The following is a 16,248-nucleotide window of genomic DNA, read 5'->3' on the forward strand; positions in this document are numbered from 1 at the left end:
TTTTTTAGCTAAAGTGCTGTTATTTCGCTCAAGTGCTGTTATTTCGCTAAAGTATACTGCTTTAAAATACCTTCCAAGCTATTCGAAGAGTCATTTAAATTGGTGGCGAGACTGACCGAGCGCTGGGCACTATCCTTGATGGTTTCTGCTTGGCCTCGAATATCCCTTAGCTGGCCAGCAATATCTCGCGCTGCCGCACTTTGCTCCTCTGATGAGGTTGCTATTTGGCTACTCATATCAAACACATGGCTAATAGAGCCAACCATTTGATCCACATCGTTACCGACAGACTCAATGGCATTACGGCCTTTATCTGCCTGCGCCACAATATCGGTGGTGATGTGCGAAAGAGTATTAGTGTCTTGCTGTAGTCCCTCAATCATGGTTTGAATTTCAACCGTGGCTTGCTGGGTGCGACTGGCTAAGGTGCGCACTTCATCAGCAACGACGGCAAAGCCTCGACCTTGCTCACCGGCGCGAGCCGCTTCAATAGCAGCATTTAGGGCTAACAGGTTGGTTTGTTCTGAAATGCTGTTAATGGTGGTGACCACAGCGCCGATATTAGCGGCGGCGGTAGATAACTCAGCCACTGAGCTTGAGGCTTCTGAAATTCTGCCTGTTAAGGTGCTAATACGGGTAACGGCTTCAGTAATTTGCACCTGGCTGTTATTAGCTTGGGCTGAGTTGAGCTGAGTCTGCTCAGAGGTATTCGAGGCATTGTGGGATACTTCCTCAATGGCTGCGGTCATTTGCGCCATAGCAACTGATACCGTATCTAAAAAATCATGTTGGTACTGGGTTAACTGCTCACTTTGTTGCGCCTGTTGATTAAACTCAACCGCAGCACCAGCTAGTGTTTCAGCATTAACTGCAATGGCTGACACCATTTCACTCATATTATCGGCGCTGCGATCAATTTCACGGGCAATAACACTGAAATCATCGCTACCAAAAAAATTCAGTCGCTGGCTTAAATCACCGTCTGCAAGGCGCTTAATGGCAATATACATATCCCACAGGCCGCCACCAAGGGAGGTCGAGATCCAATAGCAAACCAGATATAAGGGCAATAAGCTCAATAAGGCTATCATCATTATGTTTTTAGTAGCTGATTTTGCTGCCATTTCAATTTGGGTGACATTAATAGTGGTTACAAGTGCTTGATTGCCAACCGCAGCACTGACGGTAATGTTATCGCCGCTACGTTTGGCGGCGCTCATATAACCCACAGACGCATTTATTTGTCGGGCAAAGTCAGCAAGTGCATCGTCTGATAAGTTTTGAGCCTTGGCACTGTTCGCGTAAGCATCAATGGTTGTTTGGGCAAATTGCTGTGATGACTGGCTTATTTGGCTATTGCTATTAAGGTAATTTGTCAGTGCTATAGCTGCGGTAAAAAAGGTGACTAGGGTACAAATAACCCAAAATTTACCATTTAGGCTCAGCTTAATTAGTACGGCATCGACTTTGCGAAAACTAATTTGTTTCATTTGAAATCCTCGGCGTAAGCCTTAGTCTTGGTATGTAACTGATATAAAAGGAATAGCTTTTAAATAAATTGACGCTAATCCCAGTGTTAAATGATTGGCGTTATTTGCCTTATTGTTAAAAGACCGCCGCATACAAACATATCGGCAATTGGCGGTAAAAGTTTAATGGTAATCTTGTTTATATCCGAGGCAAAACAGAGGGCAAAACAGAGGGCAAAACAGAGGGCAAAACAGAGGGCAAAACAGAGGGCAAAATTGGCGAGACAATTAGCTTTCAAGATAAATTAAGCGCTTATATTTAGGGCGTTTATTTTATTATGTTGGGTTAAATTTGCTAGTTTGACTTATTGTCAGTGGCGCTGCTTATATTTTAAACAGAGTTTATTAGCTACTTTGTCGCAAGCTGTCATTAGGCCGCAAAAATAATTATAAATACAGGTACAGGTGAAAGTACAAATAGTGAAGGATAACTATTCTAAGCCAGGTATGGATATCGATGACATCCTGTCAGACCTTCATTGCTGTTTTCATGCACTTTTTTTAATTTTTTAAATACCATTAAACTCATACACCAATCATGTAGCCAGCTTCACAGTGCTCATTGAATGTGTATAAAGGAATTATCCATGAGCCAAGACACGGAATTAGTCATCAATGAAATTACCCAAGATGCGAAAAATATGGCGCGACTATGTTGGGTTGGCACCTTGTTTTTCGGCTTCATTACGACGCTGGTATTGTTGTTTGTGAAACAAGATGATGACTATATCCAAGCACAATCAAAAGAGGCGTTGAATTGGTTTCTCACTGGTGTAGTTGGTTATAGCATTGGGTTTATGCTTTTCTTTAGCTTAATGGGAGTCATGCTTACTTTAGTATTGGCTATCAGTCATTTGGTCTTTTGTACCATAGGCGCTTTAGCCACCTCCAAAGGCGACAGTTTCCGCGTGCCCTTAGCCTGCGATTAATTAAGTAAACTGAAGTCAAATCCCATGGTGACAGTTTTAGGGGCTGAAAAATGTATATAGCAGCCACTAGGGCCTTTATCGCGTGTCAGTAATGGGCTTTTTCAGTAATTTACGTTGCAGCGTTCTTCTGTGCATCCCCAATAGCCTTGCCGTGGCAGAAATGTTGCCATTATTGGCGGTCAGAACCTGTTGAATATGCTCCCACTCTAGTAGCTTGGGCGAAATCGGCTGCTCAGACAATAACGGCTCATTTTGCTCATTGGGGCTAACATTGAGGGCGTTTAATAAGGTTTGGGTATCAACGGGTTTGGCTAAGTAATTGTCGGCACCTAATCTGATGGCTTCAACTGCAGTGGCAATACTGGCGTAGCCCGTTAGTAATACGATTAATGCGTTAGGCAGGTATTGGCGCAGCGGGGTGATTAACGCTAAACCATTCTTATCGGCCAATTTCATGTCTAATAAAATATGACTCGGTGCATGCTGGCGGGCTTTTAATAAGCTTTGCTCCGCACTGTTACATTGCACGCAGTTAAACCCATGACGGCTTAAGCGGCTGGCGAGCACGGCGGCTAAGGCGCTATCATCTTCAATAATGAGTAAGTTATTCATACCTAATAAGCCTATTTTTCTATGGGTAAGGTTACAGTGGCAATCATGCCTTGCTCTGGGTTGGGTTGTAGGGTTAGTTTGCCGCCTAAGCGCTCAAAACTGGCATGGCTTAATAACACTGCAATCCCTAAGCCTTTGGGGCTTTCAATCATTTTATGGCCAAGTTTTTCCAGCAAACTTTCAGACATACCTTCACCAAAATCGTAAATGCCAATGCTTAGCCCAACTTGTTTATCTAAGGTGATTTTTATCGCTACTTTTTGGGTTTGAATATTTTCCTGACTGGCTCTGGCGGCATTTTCAATTAATGCCAATAATGCCGGTAATAGACTCATATCGGTGAGAATTTCTACTCGGTCAGCGTTGTCAGCCAGGGTTAAAGACAGCTGAATTTCAGGCATGAGTAAATTAACTTGCTCTTGCAGGCTACTGGTTAAATTATTCACGGTTTGCGAGTGCATTTTTTCCGATCGAATAGACTCGGTGGCCTGCCTTAAATCTGTTAGGCTTTTCTCGCAGCGATTCAGCGCCTTATTCATTTCAAGCTGTAAGTGACCCGCTTGATTATCTTCGCCAAGCTCTTCAAATAATAGCCTTAAAGTGGCCAGTGGCGTAGCCAATTGGTGAGCCATTTGTGCTGATACTGTGCCCAGCGCCAATAGCTTTTCTTGGCGCATTTGCGCTTCGCGCAAGTAATGTAATTGGGCGTTTTTTTGGCGAATTTTTTTAGCAATAAACGCCACCGTGGTGGTGAGTACTAATGCTGAAATAACAAAGTTAAACCACATGCCTAAGTAGTGGGAACTCATGTCCATACCATGGTGCATGCTGTGATCGGGTTGAGTAAAAATCATCGCACTGTAGGCGGCGGTAGAAATAAGCGCCAAACACCAAGGGGCCCATTGTGGCAACATGACAGCAGCGATGGCGATAGGCAATAAAAGCAATGAAATAAAGGCATTAGCTGAGCCACCAGTACAATACAGCCATATAATCCAAAATAGGGTATCTAGCAATAAGGTGGCAAACAATAATTGGTTTTGGTTAATGGCGTAACGAACGCGAAAGCCAATAGCGACATAGACAGCTTCAACAGCAAGAATAAAGTTGAGTTCCATTGGTGGGGCGGTTAAGCCAAATAACTGAGTCGCAAATAAGATCAAGCCTATTTTTAATAGCCAATAAATGAGCCGTAATGCGGATAGTTGTGCTGTTGGCGTGCCCATTAAAGCCGCTGATTTTGCGACGTTATTATTGTGGATTTTATTATTATTGATTTGATTATTGGTCACGTTGTTATTGTTTACCTTTTTTATTTTTAGTGGGGTAAATAACTTGGTATAAGTGATGATACATTAATTGAATTATGCAGACTTTAACATCACATCTTGTTTATTTTGTGCGGAGGAGCAAAGCAAGCGTTTTAGGCGGTATTCCCTTTTGCATCAATGAAATATATTTATCTTTTTCGCCAGCTTTTTATAGTAAAAAGCCAAACTATGATGCTGTTATCCAATGCCCAGTAGTATTAAATGCCCAGTATCAATTACCCAGTATCGATGACCTAGGCTGAAATTATTAACTCATAAAGCGATAATATGGTTTATATCGTTCTGTTTTAAAAGGTTAATTTGACTTGCTAATATCAATCGTGGTTATATTTTAAACCTTGAGTGCCACTGTGATGCTTTAATCAAGCTGTTATTGGGCATTAAGTATCAATATAGATAGTAAAGGACAACTATTTTAAGCCCTGATATGGATATCAATCATATCCTTTCAGATCTGCTGGATAGTGTTTATTACTTTTTCTATTTGCTACGAACTAAATACTAAATATTAAATACCGCTAAAGTCTTGCACCCAGTTTTAGTGGGTTCATTGGGTGTCTATAAAGGAATGAATAATGAGCGAAAATACCGACGTAGTGATAAATGAAATTTCAAAAGATAGTAAAAATATGGCGCTGTTGTGCTGGATTGGTACCATCTTTTTTGGGTTTATCCCCTCGTTGGTGTTGTATCTAGTCAAAGAAGATGATGCATACCTTAGAGAGCAGTCTAAAGAGGCGCTGAACTGGTCAATTACTGCCACCATTGGTTATTTCATTTCGTTCATTCTTACTTTCATTTTAATTGGGGTGTTATTTACCTTGGTATTGGGCGTTTGTCATTTGGTCTTTTGCATTATGGGCGCGATTGCCACATCAAAAGGTGATAACTTTCGCGTGCCATATACTTTGCGATTAATTAAGTAAATCTGCTGTCAGTTATTGAGCCATTAATGGCTCAATAACGTCTATTAACAACGAAAGGATATTGTTGTGGAAAGTAATGTTTTTGACCGTCGCAATACAGACGACACCCTGATCAGTCCCACTTTTTATAATCTTGTTATTGGCTTAACACTCTGCTGGGGCTTTGGCGTTAATTGGTGGATGGTGACAAATATTTCACCGCAAGCAATTGCAGATATTAATTCGTGGGTGTTTTTTATCGGGTATTTTGCGTCATGCTTTTTGGGTGTTTATCTATTTTCCTCATCTGATAAACCCATTGTTAGTTTTGCTGGCTACAACTTTGTGGTGGTGCCATTTGGCTTCATTATTAATTTAGTGGTGAGCCAATATGATGCCGCATTAGTATCAGAAGCCATTCGGATTACAGGGCTAGTGACTATCGGCATGATGTGTCTAGGAACGTTATTTCCGGCGTTTTTTAGCAAAATCGCTGGTGCGCTAACCATTGCTTTATTGTTAGTGATTGTCGTTGAGCTGATTGAAATATACGTGTTTGGTATTCATCACGGCATATTAGATTGGATTGTGGTGCTGATTTTTTGTGGCTACATAGGCTATGACTGGGGCCGTGCCAATCAAATTCCGAAAACAGTAGATAATGCTATTGATAGTGCTGCAGCCCTGTATATGGATATCATTAACTTGTTCCTTAGAATTTTGCGTATTCTGGGTCGTAAGTAAAATCGAGTAAGGCAACACCAACAGAGCCATAAGGCGCTGTTGGTGTCAGTCAGATCATCCAAGGAGAAGCCTGTTGCAACTCGTAAAACCAAGTGGCTACTACCAGCAAAGCTATATTGATTATATTACCGAGCTAGGGGATGAAGAGCGCTACCCGTTTCCGCTTGATTTTGACCACAGTGATTTTGGCGCAATGCTCGAAAAAATCAGTGACTTTGCCCGCGGGCAGAATTTACCTGCAGGTTATGTGGCCAGTGAAACTTATTGGTTAGTGGAAGGTGATGAGCTCTTAGGTGTCGCCAATTTACGCTTAACTCTCAATGATAATATTCGTTATTGTGGCGGCCATATTGGACTCGGTATTCGACCGCGTTTTCGAGGTAAAGGCTTAGGGGTTGAATTGCTGGCGCAAACTATCGCATTGGCAAAGGGTAAAGGCATCAATGAGCTGCATATTCATTGTTATAAGCACAATCTTGCCTCGGCAAAAATGATCATCGCCAATGGTGGGGTGCTTGATTCTGAAATTGAATTAGATACTCAAAGCAATGAGAAAAATCAGCAAGATAACGCTGCGGCAATAATACAGCGCTATCGAGTATCTTGAATTAGAGTTAACTCGCGAGCTGGCTGACGGCTTGAGTGAGTTTTTCGGCAAGTTCTGGGTTCGTTAATGTACCTGTTTCTACATCAAAATTTTGATAAAAGCTGGGTACCGACAAAGTGCCTTTTACATCAGCGGCAAAGTAGGGCGCTGATGTGGTTGCGGCGGTTAATACCGTGTTAGCACCGCCAGGGCCTGGTGAGGTGGCTAATAATAGCGTTGGTTTATTTTGAAACAGTTTTTGATCAATACGTGATGTCCAGTCAAACAGGTTTTTGTAGGCTGCAGTGTAAGAGCCATTATGCTCTGCAAAAGAAATGACTAAAGCATCTGCCTGGGTGATTTTATCAAAAAAGGCTTGTGCCAATGCAGGCTTGCCTAACTCTTTTTCTCTATCTTCGCTAAATAATGCTATTTCATAATCGTTAATATCTAACAACTCTACTTCTGCTCCATCTATTATATTAGCGGCCAAGTGAGCGGCATAATGTGCCAAGGTTTTGTTGATTGAATGACGACTGCTGCTTGCTGCAAATGCTAATATTTTCATGTTATTGCCTTATTTAAATCGCTGATATTGTAAACACCTAAAACCAAAGCGGTGGATGACTAAAGTGTGTTTGCTATTAACTTATGCAGCTACTGTACGGCTTTTTTGCGGATTGATTAAGTTAGTTGTTGGATATTTATTGTTTCCAAATGACTCGTAATAGTGGTTTTTTAAGCTATTTTAATCTTTATTGGAATGAATAACGCCGTTATAGTGGCTCAAATGCAGTAACAATGGCCGAGCGTGATGGATCAAGGTACAAAGCTATTTGATGGTGTGGTGATTTTTACCCAAGTGATCGAGCTTGGGAGCTTTTCGTTAGCGGCAGAAAAAACCGGCCATTCCACTTCTTATGTCAGTAAAACTGTCACAAAATTAGAGCAGCGGCTTAATACTCGATTATTGCATCGCAGCACGCGTTCGCTGAGTTTAACCGCAGAGGGCAAGCTGTTTTATCAGCAATGTCAGCAAATGGTCGCCGATGCCCAAGCGGCAATCAATATGATCGATAGCAGCTTAATGACCCCCAACGGCACTCTAAAGATTAGCTGCCCAGTGACCTTTGGCTTGCAATATTTACAACCCATTTTGTCTTTGTATATGCGCATGTATCCCGAGGTAAAGCTAGACATTGATTTTAGCGATCGCCATGTGGACTTAGTGCAAGAGGGCTATGATTTAGCGATTCGAGCCACCGGACAATTAACTGATTCGAGTTTAATCTGTAAACGTATTGGTCAATTTCATGCGCATGTTGTGGCAACGCCGCAATACCTTGCCACACACGGAACCCCGCAAGTACCCAGCGAGTTAACTGAGCACCAATGTATTTGCTATAGCAATTTAAAGCAGCCAGATCGCTGGCTGTTTGAACATGCTGATGGTCGCTCAGAAACGGTAACTGTGGCGCAAGTGATTGGTTGTAATAATGCAGATATGGAGCTGGCGATGGTGCTCGATCATCACGGTATTTGCCGCTTACCCTCATTTTACTTAACTGCAGCGCTTGAAAAACAGCAGCTCAGCATACTGTTTGAAGATTACATTCAACCTCAAATCGACATATATGCGGTTTATCCAAGCCGTAAGCATTTATCCCCAAAAGTTCGCCGCTTTATCGACTTGCTGGTGGAGCATATGCCTAGTCAGTAACACTTATCAATGCCTCCAATATTGGCGCCGACCAATACCTATAACCAAGCATTATAGGTATTGGTGTTAATCCTCAAATGGCTTGTTACAGGATGAATGTTGCCACCAAATTATTTAATGACTTTGCTTGCAGCTTCAAATCTTGCGCTTGCTGTAAGCTTTCTGCAGCAGCAAGGCTAATTTCATCGGTGACGTCTTTAATCGCTACCGTATTTTGGGTGATTTCATTGGTGACTTGGGTTTGCTCTTCAGCAGCAGTGGCAATCTGACTGGCCATGTCTGAAATTAACGCTACTGCTTGGGTGATCTCGCCAATCGCGTTGGTGGCCTCATTAACATCGGTAACACTGTTAGCGGCTAAGGATTGACTGGTTTGCATCAAGCTTACTGCTCTTGAAGTGGTTTTTTGCAAGGTTTCAATAGTTTGATGTATCTCTTGGGTTGAATCTTGGGTGCGTCGAGATAGTACTCTGACCTCATCAGCCACCACTGCAAAGCCTCGGCCTTGTTCGCCTGCACGGGCAGCTTCAATGGCGGCATTTAATGCCAGTAAGTTTGTTTGTTCAGCAATGCCTTGAATCGTCGACAAAATACTTGAAATTGAATGAGCATGACGGCTTAAATCGCCAATTACATCAGTGGCTTGAGTGACTTCATCTGCCAGCAAATTGATTGACTGGCGAGTGTTATCAACCAAACTTTGCCCTTGTAAACTACTTGTGCTTGATTGCTGCGCTGCAGCTGCAGTATTTTCCGCATTTGAAGCAATTTCGTTGGTGGCACTGGCCATTTGGGTTACGGCAGTGGCAACCATAGTGACTTCTTGTTGCTGCACTTGTAGCTCTTTTGCTGCTTCATGTGAATTGCCCAAGCTTTGATCCGCTTTTTGGTCAAGTTCATGAGCTACCTGACGGATTTGAGTAATCAGCTGATGCTGACTATGTACAAATAAGTTGAAATTTTCAGCCAGTGTTCCTACTTCATCTTTACTCTCAATTTCAATACGCTGGGTTAAGTCGCCATTGCCTTGAGCTATGTGGGCTAATGCTTGTGACACTTTTGATAAAGGCGCAAGTAAGCGACTCATCATCAAAGAAATAGACACCATGCTTACCAGTAAAATAATGGCAGCAATACCGAGCTGGGTCAGGAGTAATGATTTAAGTGGCGCTTCCAAGGTTGCTTGGTCAAGTACGAGGATAAGTTCCCAGTCAGTATTAGGGATTGCTTCTAGCCAGATAAGTTTATCTTTGTCTTCAGGAGCGAAGTGAATCGACATGAGTTCATTTGCGCGACGATTTTGCTGCAAAAGGCTGTAATCAAGGTCGTTATCAATGGCGCGGATATGGCCCATGGTTTTACTTGAGTCTTTATAGGCGATAACCGTACCGTCTCGGTGGATCATGATGGCAAAACCGTTCGAAGGTAGTTTCATTTGCTTGACATCATTAACCAAGTCATTAATGGATAGATCCCCAGCTACCACACCATTGATCGTTGGTGTGGCAAGGGTTACAACCAAAGTATTATAAAAAGCATCAAGGTAAGGCGTGGTTATTATTAATTGTTGTTCTGAGTTAGCTTGCTGATACCAAGGGCGTTGACGTGGGTCGTAATCGCTGAAATCAATACTTTGATCTGAATCTATCATTTCGCCTGAAGCTTTACCGAAGTAGGTTGATTCAAAACGACCAGATTGCTTCGCCTGAAGCAAAGCATCAAGTGTGTTGCTGTTGGCTTTGTCGCCCATCGCATTGACGATATCTTTTCTGCTGTCTAACCACTCACTGATCCTTTGGGCTTGCTGAGCACTTAAGCGCTGAACTTGCTCAAGATTAGTCTGCATAAGCATGGTTTTTTGATTGGAGTAACTAAGCCAAGATAGCAGCGTTATCACCATCGATAATGCGATTAGTACAGGAATAAGTATTTTGTGCTTTAATGAATAAGATTTCATAGGGGTCGTTGTTATTAAAGTAAAAGTGGGCAGGCATTAGTATTATTAAACTAAATTAAGGTGTTAATTAGCCAATGGGGCTGCTAAAGGTGTGATATTGCTACAAGGTTACGCAATTGCTTGACTATAAAAACATCGACACAATCTAATGGTTAACATTGCTGTCACTAGGGGTGCTCATTTGTACTGCATAATGTCAACCATGGGTAAAGCCATAGAGCATTGCTTAAAGCACGAGTAAGCTTACTTAAAGTAAAGCTACCAAAATGCTGTTTTCTGTAATCGATTTTCATCGTCACAGTCAGGCTTGTTGTTAAGCTAAGCTTTAGCGGTGAGCTAAAAATCAAAAAAGGAGGCATATAATGCCTCCTTTGTCTTTTACCTAGATTTAGCCTTTACCGAGCTTTGGCTTTTAGCTCGATTTAGCTATAAGCACCGCTAGAATATTGTAGTTCATAGCTGTGGCTATAAATTTCGATGATATTTCCGAATGGATCTTCCATGTAAATCATGCGGTATGGTTTTTCACCCGGGAAGTAATAACGTGGTGCTTTCATACGTTTTTTACCGCCAGCAGCAACAATTTTTTCCGCTAATTCTTCAACGTTTGGATCTTGAACTGAAAAGTGGAAAATACCAGTTTTCCAATATTCAAAATTATCTTCAGGGTTTTGCTGATTTTTAAATTCAAACAGTTCAAGGCCAATGCGATCGCCCGTAGACATGTGAGCGATTCTGAAGCGTTCCCAGCCTGCGCCAAATACGTCGGTACACATAACCCCGATTGCACTGTCATCTTCTTTTACTTCGGTAGGTTCCATGATCACGTACCAGCCGAGGACTTCACTATAAAACTTAACCGCTTCCTCTAGATTAGGTACTGACACCCCGATATGAGAAAAAGTACGTGGGTAGGGATTATTGGTATTGAATTTATCATTACCCATAGCGCCAGCAAGCTTGGTTGGCTCAGTGCCTGTGGCTGCCATAACTGATGCGGCAGTAGTGGCGGCAACAGCGGCTGCAACGCCCACGCCCATTGTTTTTAGCATGTTTCTGCGGCCTAGGTTTAAGTCGTTATTTTTAGCATTGCTGCTGTCATCGTGGTTGCTCATGGTGTATTCCTCATTAACTGGTGAAAATTTGATGAGCGAATTGTATATAGACAAGGTTTTAATGAAAAATTATCAATAATTATAGAAACAATAAAATTATGTAATGTCGGTTTGCTTTGAGTGACGTATTAACCCTATGGGTTAAATAAAGCTCATGAGCAGGTGCCTTCATGGGTAAGCTTGCGGCTGTTAACTGCTTTTAATGATAAAGCGCTTTCTATTTGTGGCTAATCTGGTAGATATAGTTTTTAGCTTACTGTTTGCGACATAGAAGCGCGAACGGCTTACTGTAGTGTTTTAGCCGTCATACTCATTTAAAGGCCGTGATCTATTATGAAATCTGTATTCGATTATTTACGCTTAATACTATTTGTCTCAGGGGTATTACTTGGCGTGCAAGTGCCTGCTTTTGTTGATCAGTATGGTCAGCGATTGCAAGCTCATACCCAAGAAGCAAAATTGAGTTTAGCCGAGTTTGAGCAAGATGCAGATCGATTTTTTGCTGGTGATATTCAACAGCTCATAGCCCATTATCAGCATAACCCTGACCAAGTGTTTAGTGCTGGTGGCGACAGTATTCAAGCCATTTATCAACGTTATCAGTTGCTAAATGGGGCACTTATGCAGTTCAATCAAACGGCTTTTAGTGGTTTTGAACAAGTGGCATTTACGCCAATGGAAGATATACGCCAAGAGGTATGGCACAACTTTAGCCATACCATCATGCTCGATACACGGGCGATAACCATAGGTTTAGTGCTCGGTTTTTTATTATCACTGATATGTGAACTTTGTTTGCTGGGTTGTGGCAAAGGCTGTCGACATGCATATCGAGCACTAAAACCGATATCGGTTAAAGTGAGCTCACAATAAGCTCAAGGCGAACAACAGCTAAAGCCCATACAGTTACTCAGTGTTTGTAACGCCGCTTTAGCGCTATGCTGTTGAGCACATTATTCAATAAATAAGGATTTACCATGATTGAACAAGGACACACGTTACCGGCAGGCACCTTAGGCGAATTAACCGCAACAGGCATGGTAAGTCATGATGTTAGTACGTTATTTTCTGGTAAAAAGGTGGTGTTATTTGCTGTACCGGGTGCTTTTACACCCACTTGCTCAGAAGCGCATTTACCGGGTTTTGTGGTGCTTGCTGATCAACTTAAAGCTAAAGGGGTTGATGCCATTGCTTGTGTATCTGTCAATGATGCCTTTGTAATGAAAGCCTGGGGGGATGCGCAAAATGCCAGTGAACTCATGATGCTAGCAGATGGCGATGCAAGTTTTACCAAAGCATTAGGTTTAGATATGGATACCGCAGGCTTTGGCGGTATTCGCTCCCAGCGTTATGCGATGATTGTCGATAATGGTGTGGTAACCAGCTTAAATGTGGAAGCGCCAAAGTCGTTTGAAGTGAGTACAGCAGAAGCGATATTAGCAGCGTTATAAAAACACTGGCTGGATTAACTCTTGAAAGGGCGACTTAAACAAGTCGTCCTTTTTGTTTGAATTATTATAAAATATCCCTTATTTACAATGCTATAAATATTAAAGGCAATGAACCTCATTGTTGACAAAAGTAGCATGCACGATATTGTAGCTGGGGTATTTAAGAGCTATAAAGTGCTGGTATCACTTTAAGTAAAGTTTGTCTGATATTTACAAGGAATGTTTACACATGGAAGAGTCCATCATTGGGTGTTTAATCTTTATAAGTTTCATTTTTCTGATCGCAGAATTATCGAGCACTAAGAATAAATTAAATCGTGTCGAGTCTAAGTTGAACCTACTGCTGGAAAGCAATGGCATTGCAATAAATGACAAAGATTTTGTGCCCGCTGAAGTTCAATATGCTTTAAAAAGTGGTAAGAAAATTAAAGCGATCAGGTTGTATCGAGAACATACAGGAACAAGCTTTTTAGAGGCTCAAAAAGCGGTCAATGGTTTCATTGCTGCTCGTGATTAAATAGCTTTAGCTCAATATTGTAAAAGGATAAAGTCTCGGTCTTTACAAATATTTTTAAACTCAAAATTCAATCTAATCGATTGCCTGCCAAAGGTCTTATACAATCACTGCCTGTGTCAGGTCTATAAAGTCGATTTCTTCATGTTAGCTATTTAAAGATGCAATCGCAGGGTTCCACCCTGCACTGGCCAAAAGGGAGTGAACGGCTATTCCCTCTTGGATCTCCCACCCGCTCCGAATAAGTGCTGTTTCCTCGACGATAAAAGTGAATTAGCTAACGCTTCAGATGCGCCATCCATGGCTTAACTGAAGCTATGTTGGCATCCATGCCAACCTCACGCTAATTCACTTAATCGTCTCGGGCACTTCTCACGGAGACCATTGAGCCCGACAGTTCATATGAAGTTGCAGACTCTTTATGAAGAGAATGCGTAAGTCCAAACATGGCCTTTCTCGCACATCCATGTGCTTCAAGGCATTTAGTGCATCCTGCACTTAAGATTCGGCTAGCTTTCGAGGTGAAGGGAAGCGCCACGACCTTTCCTTAAATATTTGAATAAAAATGAATAATTCACACCACTAAAACACACTTCTTCTTGCCGTTGCAGCCACAATGTTTTTCGTTTCAATTCCTAAGCTTTGCTCAATGGTACTGACACTTTCTGCGACTTCAGTGGCGATAGCTTGGCTTTGATCTGATGCACTTTGCGCATGGGTATTGAGGCTTTCCATTGCGGTGACAAATTCATCTAAATAATTGACTTGTTGGTTAGCAAAGTCAGAGCCTTGTTTTGATGTACCGACCATTTCACAGGCTTGGGCTTGTACCGTTTTGGCAACATCTAACAAGTGAATTGCGCGTAATTGTTGGCTCTCAGTCGCATCGCCAATACCTTGTACGCTGTGGGTTAATGCCTTATTAGATACCGTAAGTTGCTCTAAAATATTCATAATATCTTTAAGGGATATTTGAGTGCGATGAGATAAGTTACGCACTTCATCAGCGACAACAGCAAAGCCGCGGCCTTGTTCGCCTGCTCTGGCAGCTTCAATCGCTGCATTTAAGGCTAGTAGATTAGTTTGCTCGGCGATGTTGCCAATAACATCAATAATTTTTGATACATCAGTGACAGAAGTCGATAAGTTGGTCAGTGATTCATAACAGTTGGTCACTGCTTGTTGCGATGTTTCAGTCGCTTCTAATACGGCTTCTGCTTGGGTTTGGCTTGCCTGCATATGTTCCATGGTGGCAGTGGCTTTTTGCTCAACAATGGATGAGTTTTGTTCTACTTCACTGGCTAGTTCTCGTAAATGGCTAGTTTGTGTTTGCGCGACACTGACCACTGCTTGAGTTTGCTCTGTGGTGGTCGAGATTTGCTTGATCCTGTTAATTAACGAGCTTAATGAATGTGAGACTTTAGACACTTGCTGACGCTGACTTTCGTCTTCTTGCTCAAATCGGTTTAATAGTTGGTTGAAGTGACCTGCAATTTGGCCTGTTTCGCAGTGACTATTAATATGTAATTGCTCGCGCTGGTTTGATTCGCTGAGTTTCATAAAGGCAGCGTTTAAGCGCTTTAATGGCTGCACCACCCGGCGTTGTTGCAACCATAAATAACCAACAGCGAATAAGCTGATGATGCTGACCATTGAATACATTATGGTTTGTAACTGCTGCTTTAATTGGTGGTCATGTTTGGCGTGAATATGACCAAGAGAAATGAGTTGTTGTTCAACTTGCTGCGTGTCAGCGGTCAGTTGCGATTGTACCGTGAGGTTATCTGCTATCAAATTAAAGGTGTTCGAAACTTCTCTTTCATAGCGTGAAGTTAAGCTGATCAGTTCATCTTTATACATTTCACCGACTTCAATTTGTTCTGCTTCATCATCACCTAGGGCAAATTCGTCTACTTCTTGCCGTTCAAAAATGCCTAGTAAGCCCAATGTATTCAGTTGGCGGTGCCAACGATTAAGCTCTTGAATACTGCGTTGTAGACTGGATTCTAAGCGGCTGTCTTTACCGATTAAATACCCTTCAGTTAGCTGTGATAATTGATAAACCAACGGCGATAACTCTCGGCTTAGCTGCAGGTATTGCAGAGCCAACTTAGGGTTAGTCCCTAAGCCTTGTTCGGCATAGGCAGCTAAACGCATATTGTTATCAAGCATTTCTGACTCTGAATGTGCTAACAGCTGTCGCGGATTTCCAGCAAGTTTTCCTGCTGCGCGGTATCGATTATCAAGGTTTGCTAAAAAGCCATTGAGAAATTGTTGTATGGCTGCAATATCTGTTTGTGCAGACGGTAAATCAATCATGCTTATTGAATGGGCAATATCAGATAGCTGTTGTCTGGCACTGTTTAAAGTATTGCTGTCGCCAGTTTGCAGATAGGCATTAATGTTTGGTCGTACATCAACCAAAAACTGGTGTTGAATTTTTTGTAGCTCATTGGCTTGCTGCTCAAGTTGCTGTCTTTTATCCGTGCTCCATAAAACGGTGGTCGCTAATAATGCCGCTAATAAAAGTAGGACTGCAGATGCTGATAAGGAGAGGGTTGAAATTTTCATAGATTAACTTCGCAACTGATATGAACGACAAGTGATATTGCTCGCTAGTTTATGACGTTAATGTTGCAAAGATATTACATTGTGAGTGGCAGTTTGTATCTGCCAAATTTGGGATGCTATTATTTTTTATAAGTATAATTTACAGGGTTTTGACTTGTATGTTGTCAATCGATAATTTTCTAATCCTAGGGGAAAAGCTTTACCGCTCTAGATTGTTATTAACAAAAATCAACCGCGGGCACTTTCATTCAGTCGGTGTTTATTCTGGCAGAAATTAAATAGTT

General features: G+C 41.9%; 15 protein-coding genes. 8 read left to right on the forward strand and 7 right to left on the reverse strand.

Annotation, left to right across the window (positions count from 1 at the left end):
• Nucleotides 1-38 precede the first annotated feature (38 nt).
• Nucleotides 39-1,490 (reverse strand): methyl-accepting chemotaxis protein, encoded by a 1,452-nt coding sequence (locus tag Q4557_RS06400; protein ID WP_303411467.1) that lies wholly within the window; start codon nt 1,488-1,490, stop codon nt 39-41.
• 626 nt (nt 1,491-2,116) lie between these two features.
• Here Q4557_RS06400 and Q4557_RS06405 point away from each other — a divergent pair.
• Nucleotides 2,117-2,458: a DUF4870 domain-containing protein gene (locus tag Q4557_RS06405; protein WP_303411469.1), complete on the forward strand. Its 342-nt coding sequence runs from the start codon at nt 2,117-2,119 to the stop codon at nt 2,456-2,458.
• Between the two features lie 75 nt (nt 2,459-2,533).
• On the opposite strand, the gene Q4557_RS06410 is transcribed toward Q4557_RS06405, so the two are convergent.
• Both Q4557_RS06410 and Q4557_RS06415 read right to left on the reverse strand, forming a co-directional pair.
• Complete coding sequence (locus Q4557_RS06410; protein WP_102439401.1) at nt 2,534-3,070, reverse strand: response regulator transcription factor; 537 nt, start codon at nt 3,068-3,070, stop codon at nt 2,534-2,536.
• A gap of 11 nt (nt 3,071-3,081) precedes the next feature.
• Entirely contained in the window at nt 3,082-4,362 is a 1,281-nt protein-coding gene (locus tag Q4557_RS06415; protein WP_368506489.1) for a sensor histidine kinase, read from the reverse strand.
• A gap of 614 nt (nt 4,363-4,976) precedes the next feature.
• Between Q4557_RS06415 and Q4557_RS06420 the strand changes: the two genes are divergently transcribed.
• The 3 genes from Q4557_RS06420 to Q4557_RS06430 all read left to right on the forward strand — a co-directional run bounded on the left by Q4557_RS06420 (nt 4,977) and on the right by Q4557_RS06430 (nt 6,657).
• Nucleotides 4,977-5,327, forward strand: a complete 351-nt coding sequence (locus tag Q4557_RS06420; RefSeq protein WP_303411472.1) for a DUF4870 domain-containing protein — start codon at nt 4,977-4,979, stop codon at nt 5,325-5,327.
• Between the two features lie 60 nt (nt 5,328-5,387).
• Nucleotides 5,388-6,050, forward strand: a complete 663-nt coding sequence (locus Q4557_RS06425) for a Bax inhibitor-1 family protein (RefSeq protein ID WP_102439403.1) — start codon at nt 5,388-5,390, stop codon at nt 6,048-6,050.
• 73 nt (nt 6,051-6,123) lie between these two features.
• A complete protein-coding gene (locus tag Q4557_RS06430) occupies nt 6,124-6,657 on the forward strand; it encodes a GNAT family N-acetyltransferase (RefSeq protein WP_303411474.1) in 534 nt (177 codons plus the stop codon).
• 7 nt (nt 6,658-6,664) lie between these two features.
• On the opposite strand, the gene Q4557_RS06435 is transcribed toward Q4557_RS06430, so the two are convergent.
• A complete protein-coding gene (locus Q4557_RS06435) occupies nt 6,665-7,204 on the reverse strand; it encodes an NADPH-dependent FMN reductase (protein ID WP_303411476.1) in 540 nt (179 codons plus the stop codon).
• Between the two features lie 246 nt (nt 7,205-7,450).
• Here Q4557_RS06435 and Q4557_RS06440 point away from each other — a divergent pair, with 246 nt between their 5' ends.
• Nucleotides 7,451-8,356: a LysR family transcriptional regulator gene (locus Q4557_RS06440; RefSeq protein ID WP_303411478.1), complete on the forward strand. Its 906-nt coding sequence runs from the start codon at nt 7,451-7,453 to the stop codon at nt 8,354-8,356.
• Nucleotides 8,357-8,441: 85 nt separating this feature from the next.
• Here the strand turns inward: Q4557_RS06440 and Q4557_RS06445 are convergent, their stop codons facing one another.
• Together Q4557_RS06445 and Q4557_RS06450 are read right to left on the reverse strand one after the other, a co-directional pair.
• Nucleotides 8,442-10,313, reverse strand: a complete 1,872-nt coding sequence (locus tag Q4557_RS06445; protein ID WP_102439407.1) for a methyl-accepting chemotaxis protein — start codon at nt 10,311-10,313, stop codon at nt 8,442-8,444.
• Between the two features lie 422 nt (nt 10,314-10,735).
• A complete protein-coding gene (locus Q4557_RS06450) occupies nt 10,736-11,260 on the reverse strand; it encodes a lactoylglutathione lyase family protein (RefSeq protein WP_076538443.1) in 525 nt (174 codons plus the stop codon).
• 501 nt (nt 11,261-11,761) lie between these two features.
• Here Q4557_RS06450 and Q4557_RS06455 point away from each other — a divergent pair.
• The 3 genes from Q4557_RS06455 to Q4557_RS06465 all read left to right on the forward strand — a co-directional run bounded on the left by Q4557_RS06455 (nt 11,762) and on the right by Q4557_RS06465 (nt 13,396).
• Nucleotides 11,762-12,301 carry a DUF2937 family protein gene (locus Q4557_RS06455; protein WP_102530985.1) on the forward strand — a complete coding sequence of 180 codons (540 nt, stop codon included), beginning with the start codon at nt 11,762-11,764 and terminating at the stop codon, nt 12,299-12,301.
• 104 nt (nt 12,302-12,405) lie between these two features.
• Nucleotides 12,406-12,879, forward strand: a complete 474-nt coding sequence (locus Q4557_RS06460; protein ID WP_303411481.1) for a peroxiredoxin — start codon at nt 12,406-12,408, stop codon at nt 12,877-12,879.
• 229 nt (nt 12,880-13,108) lie between these two features.
• Nucleotides 13,109-13,396 (forward strand): hypothetical protein, encoded by a 288-nt coding sequence (locus Q4557_RS06465; RefSeq protein WP_102529593.1) that lies wholly within the window; start codon nt 13,109-13,111, stop codon nt 13,394-13,396.
• 579 nt (nt 13,397-13,975) lie between these two features.
• On the opposite strand, the gene Q4557_RS06470 is transcribed toward Q4557_RS06465, so the two are convergent.
• Nucleotides 13,976-15,964: a methyl-accepting chemotaxis protein gene (locus tag Q4557_RS06470; protein WP_303411489.1), complete on the reverse strand. Its 1,989-nt coding sequence runs from the start codon at nt 15,962-15,964 to the stop codon at nt 13,976-13,978.
• Nucleotides 15,965-16,248 lie beyond the last annotated feature (284 nt).

Source organism: Shewanella sp. 5_MG-2023 (genome assembly GCF_030547465.1).
GTDB lineage: Bacteria > Pseudomonadota > Gammaproteobacteria > Enterobacterales > Shewanellaceae > Shewanella.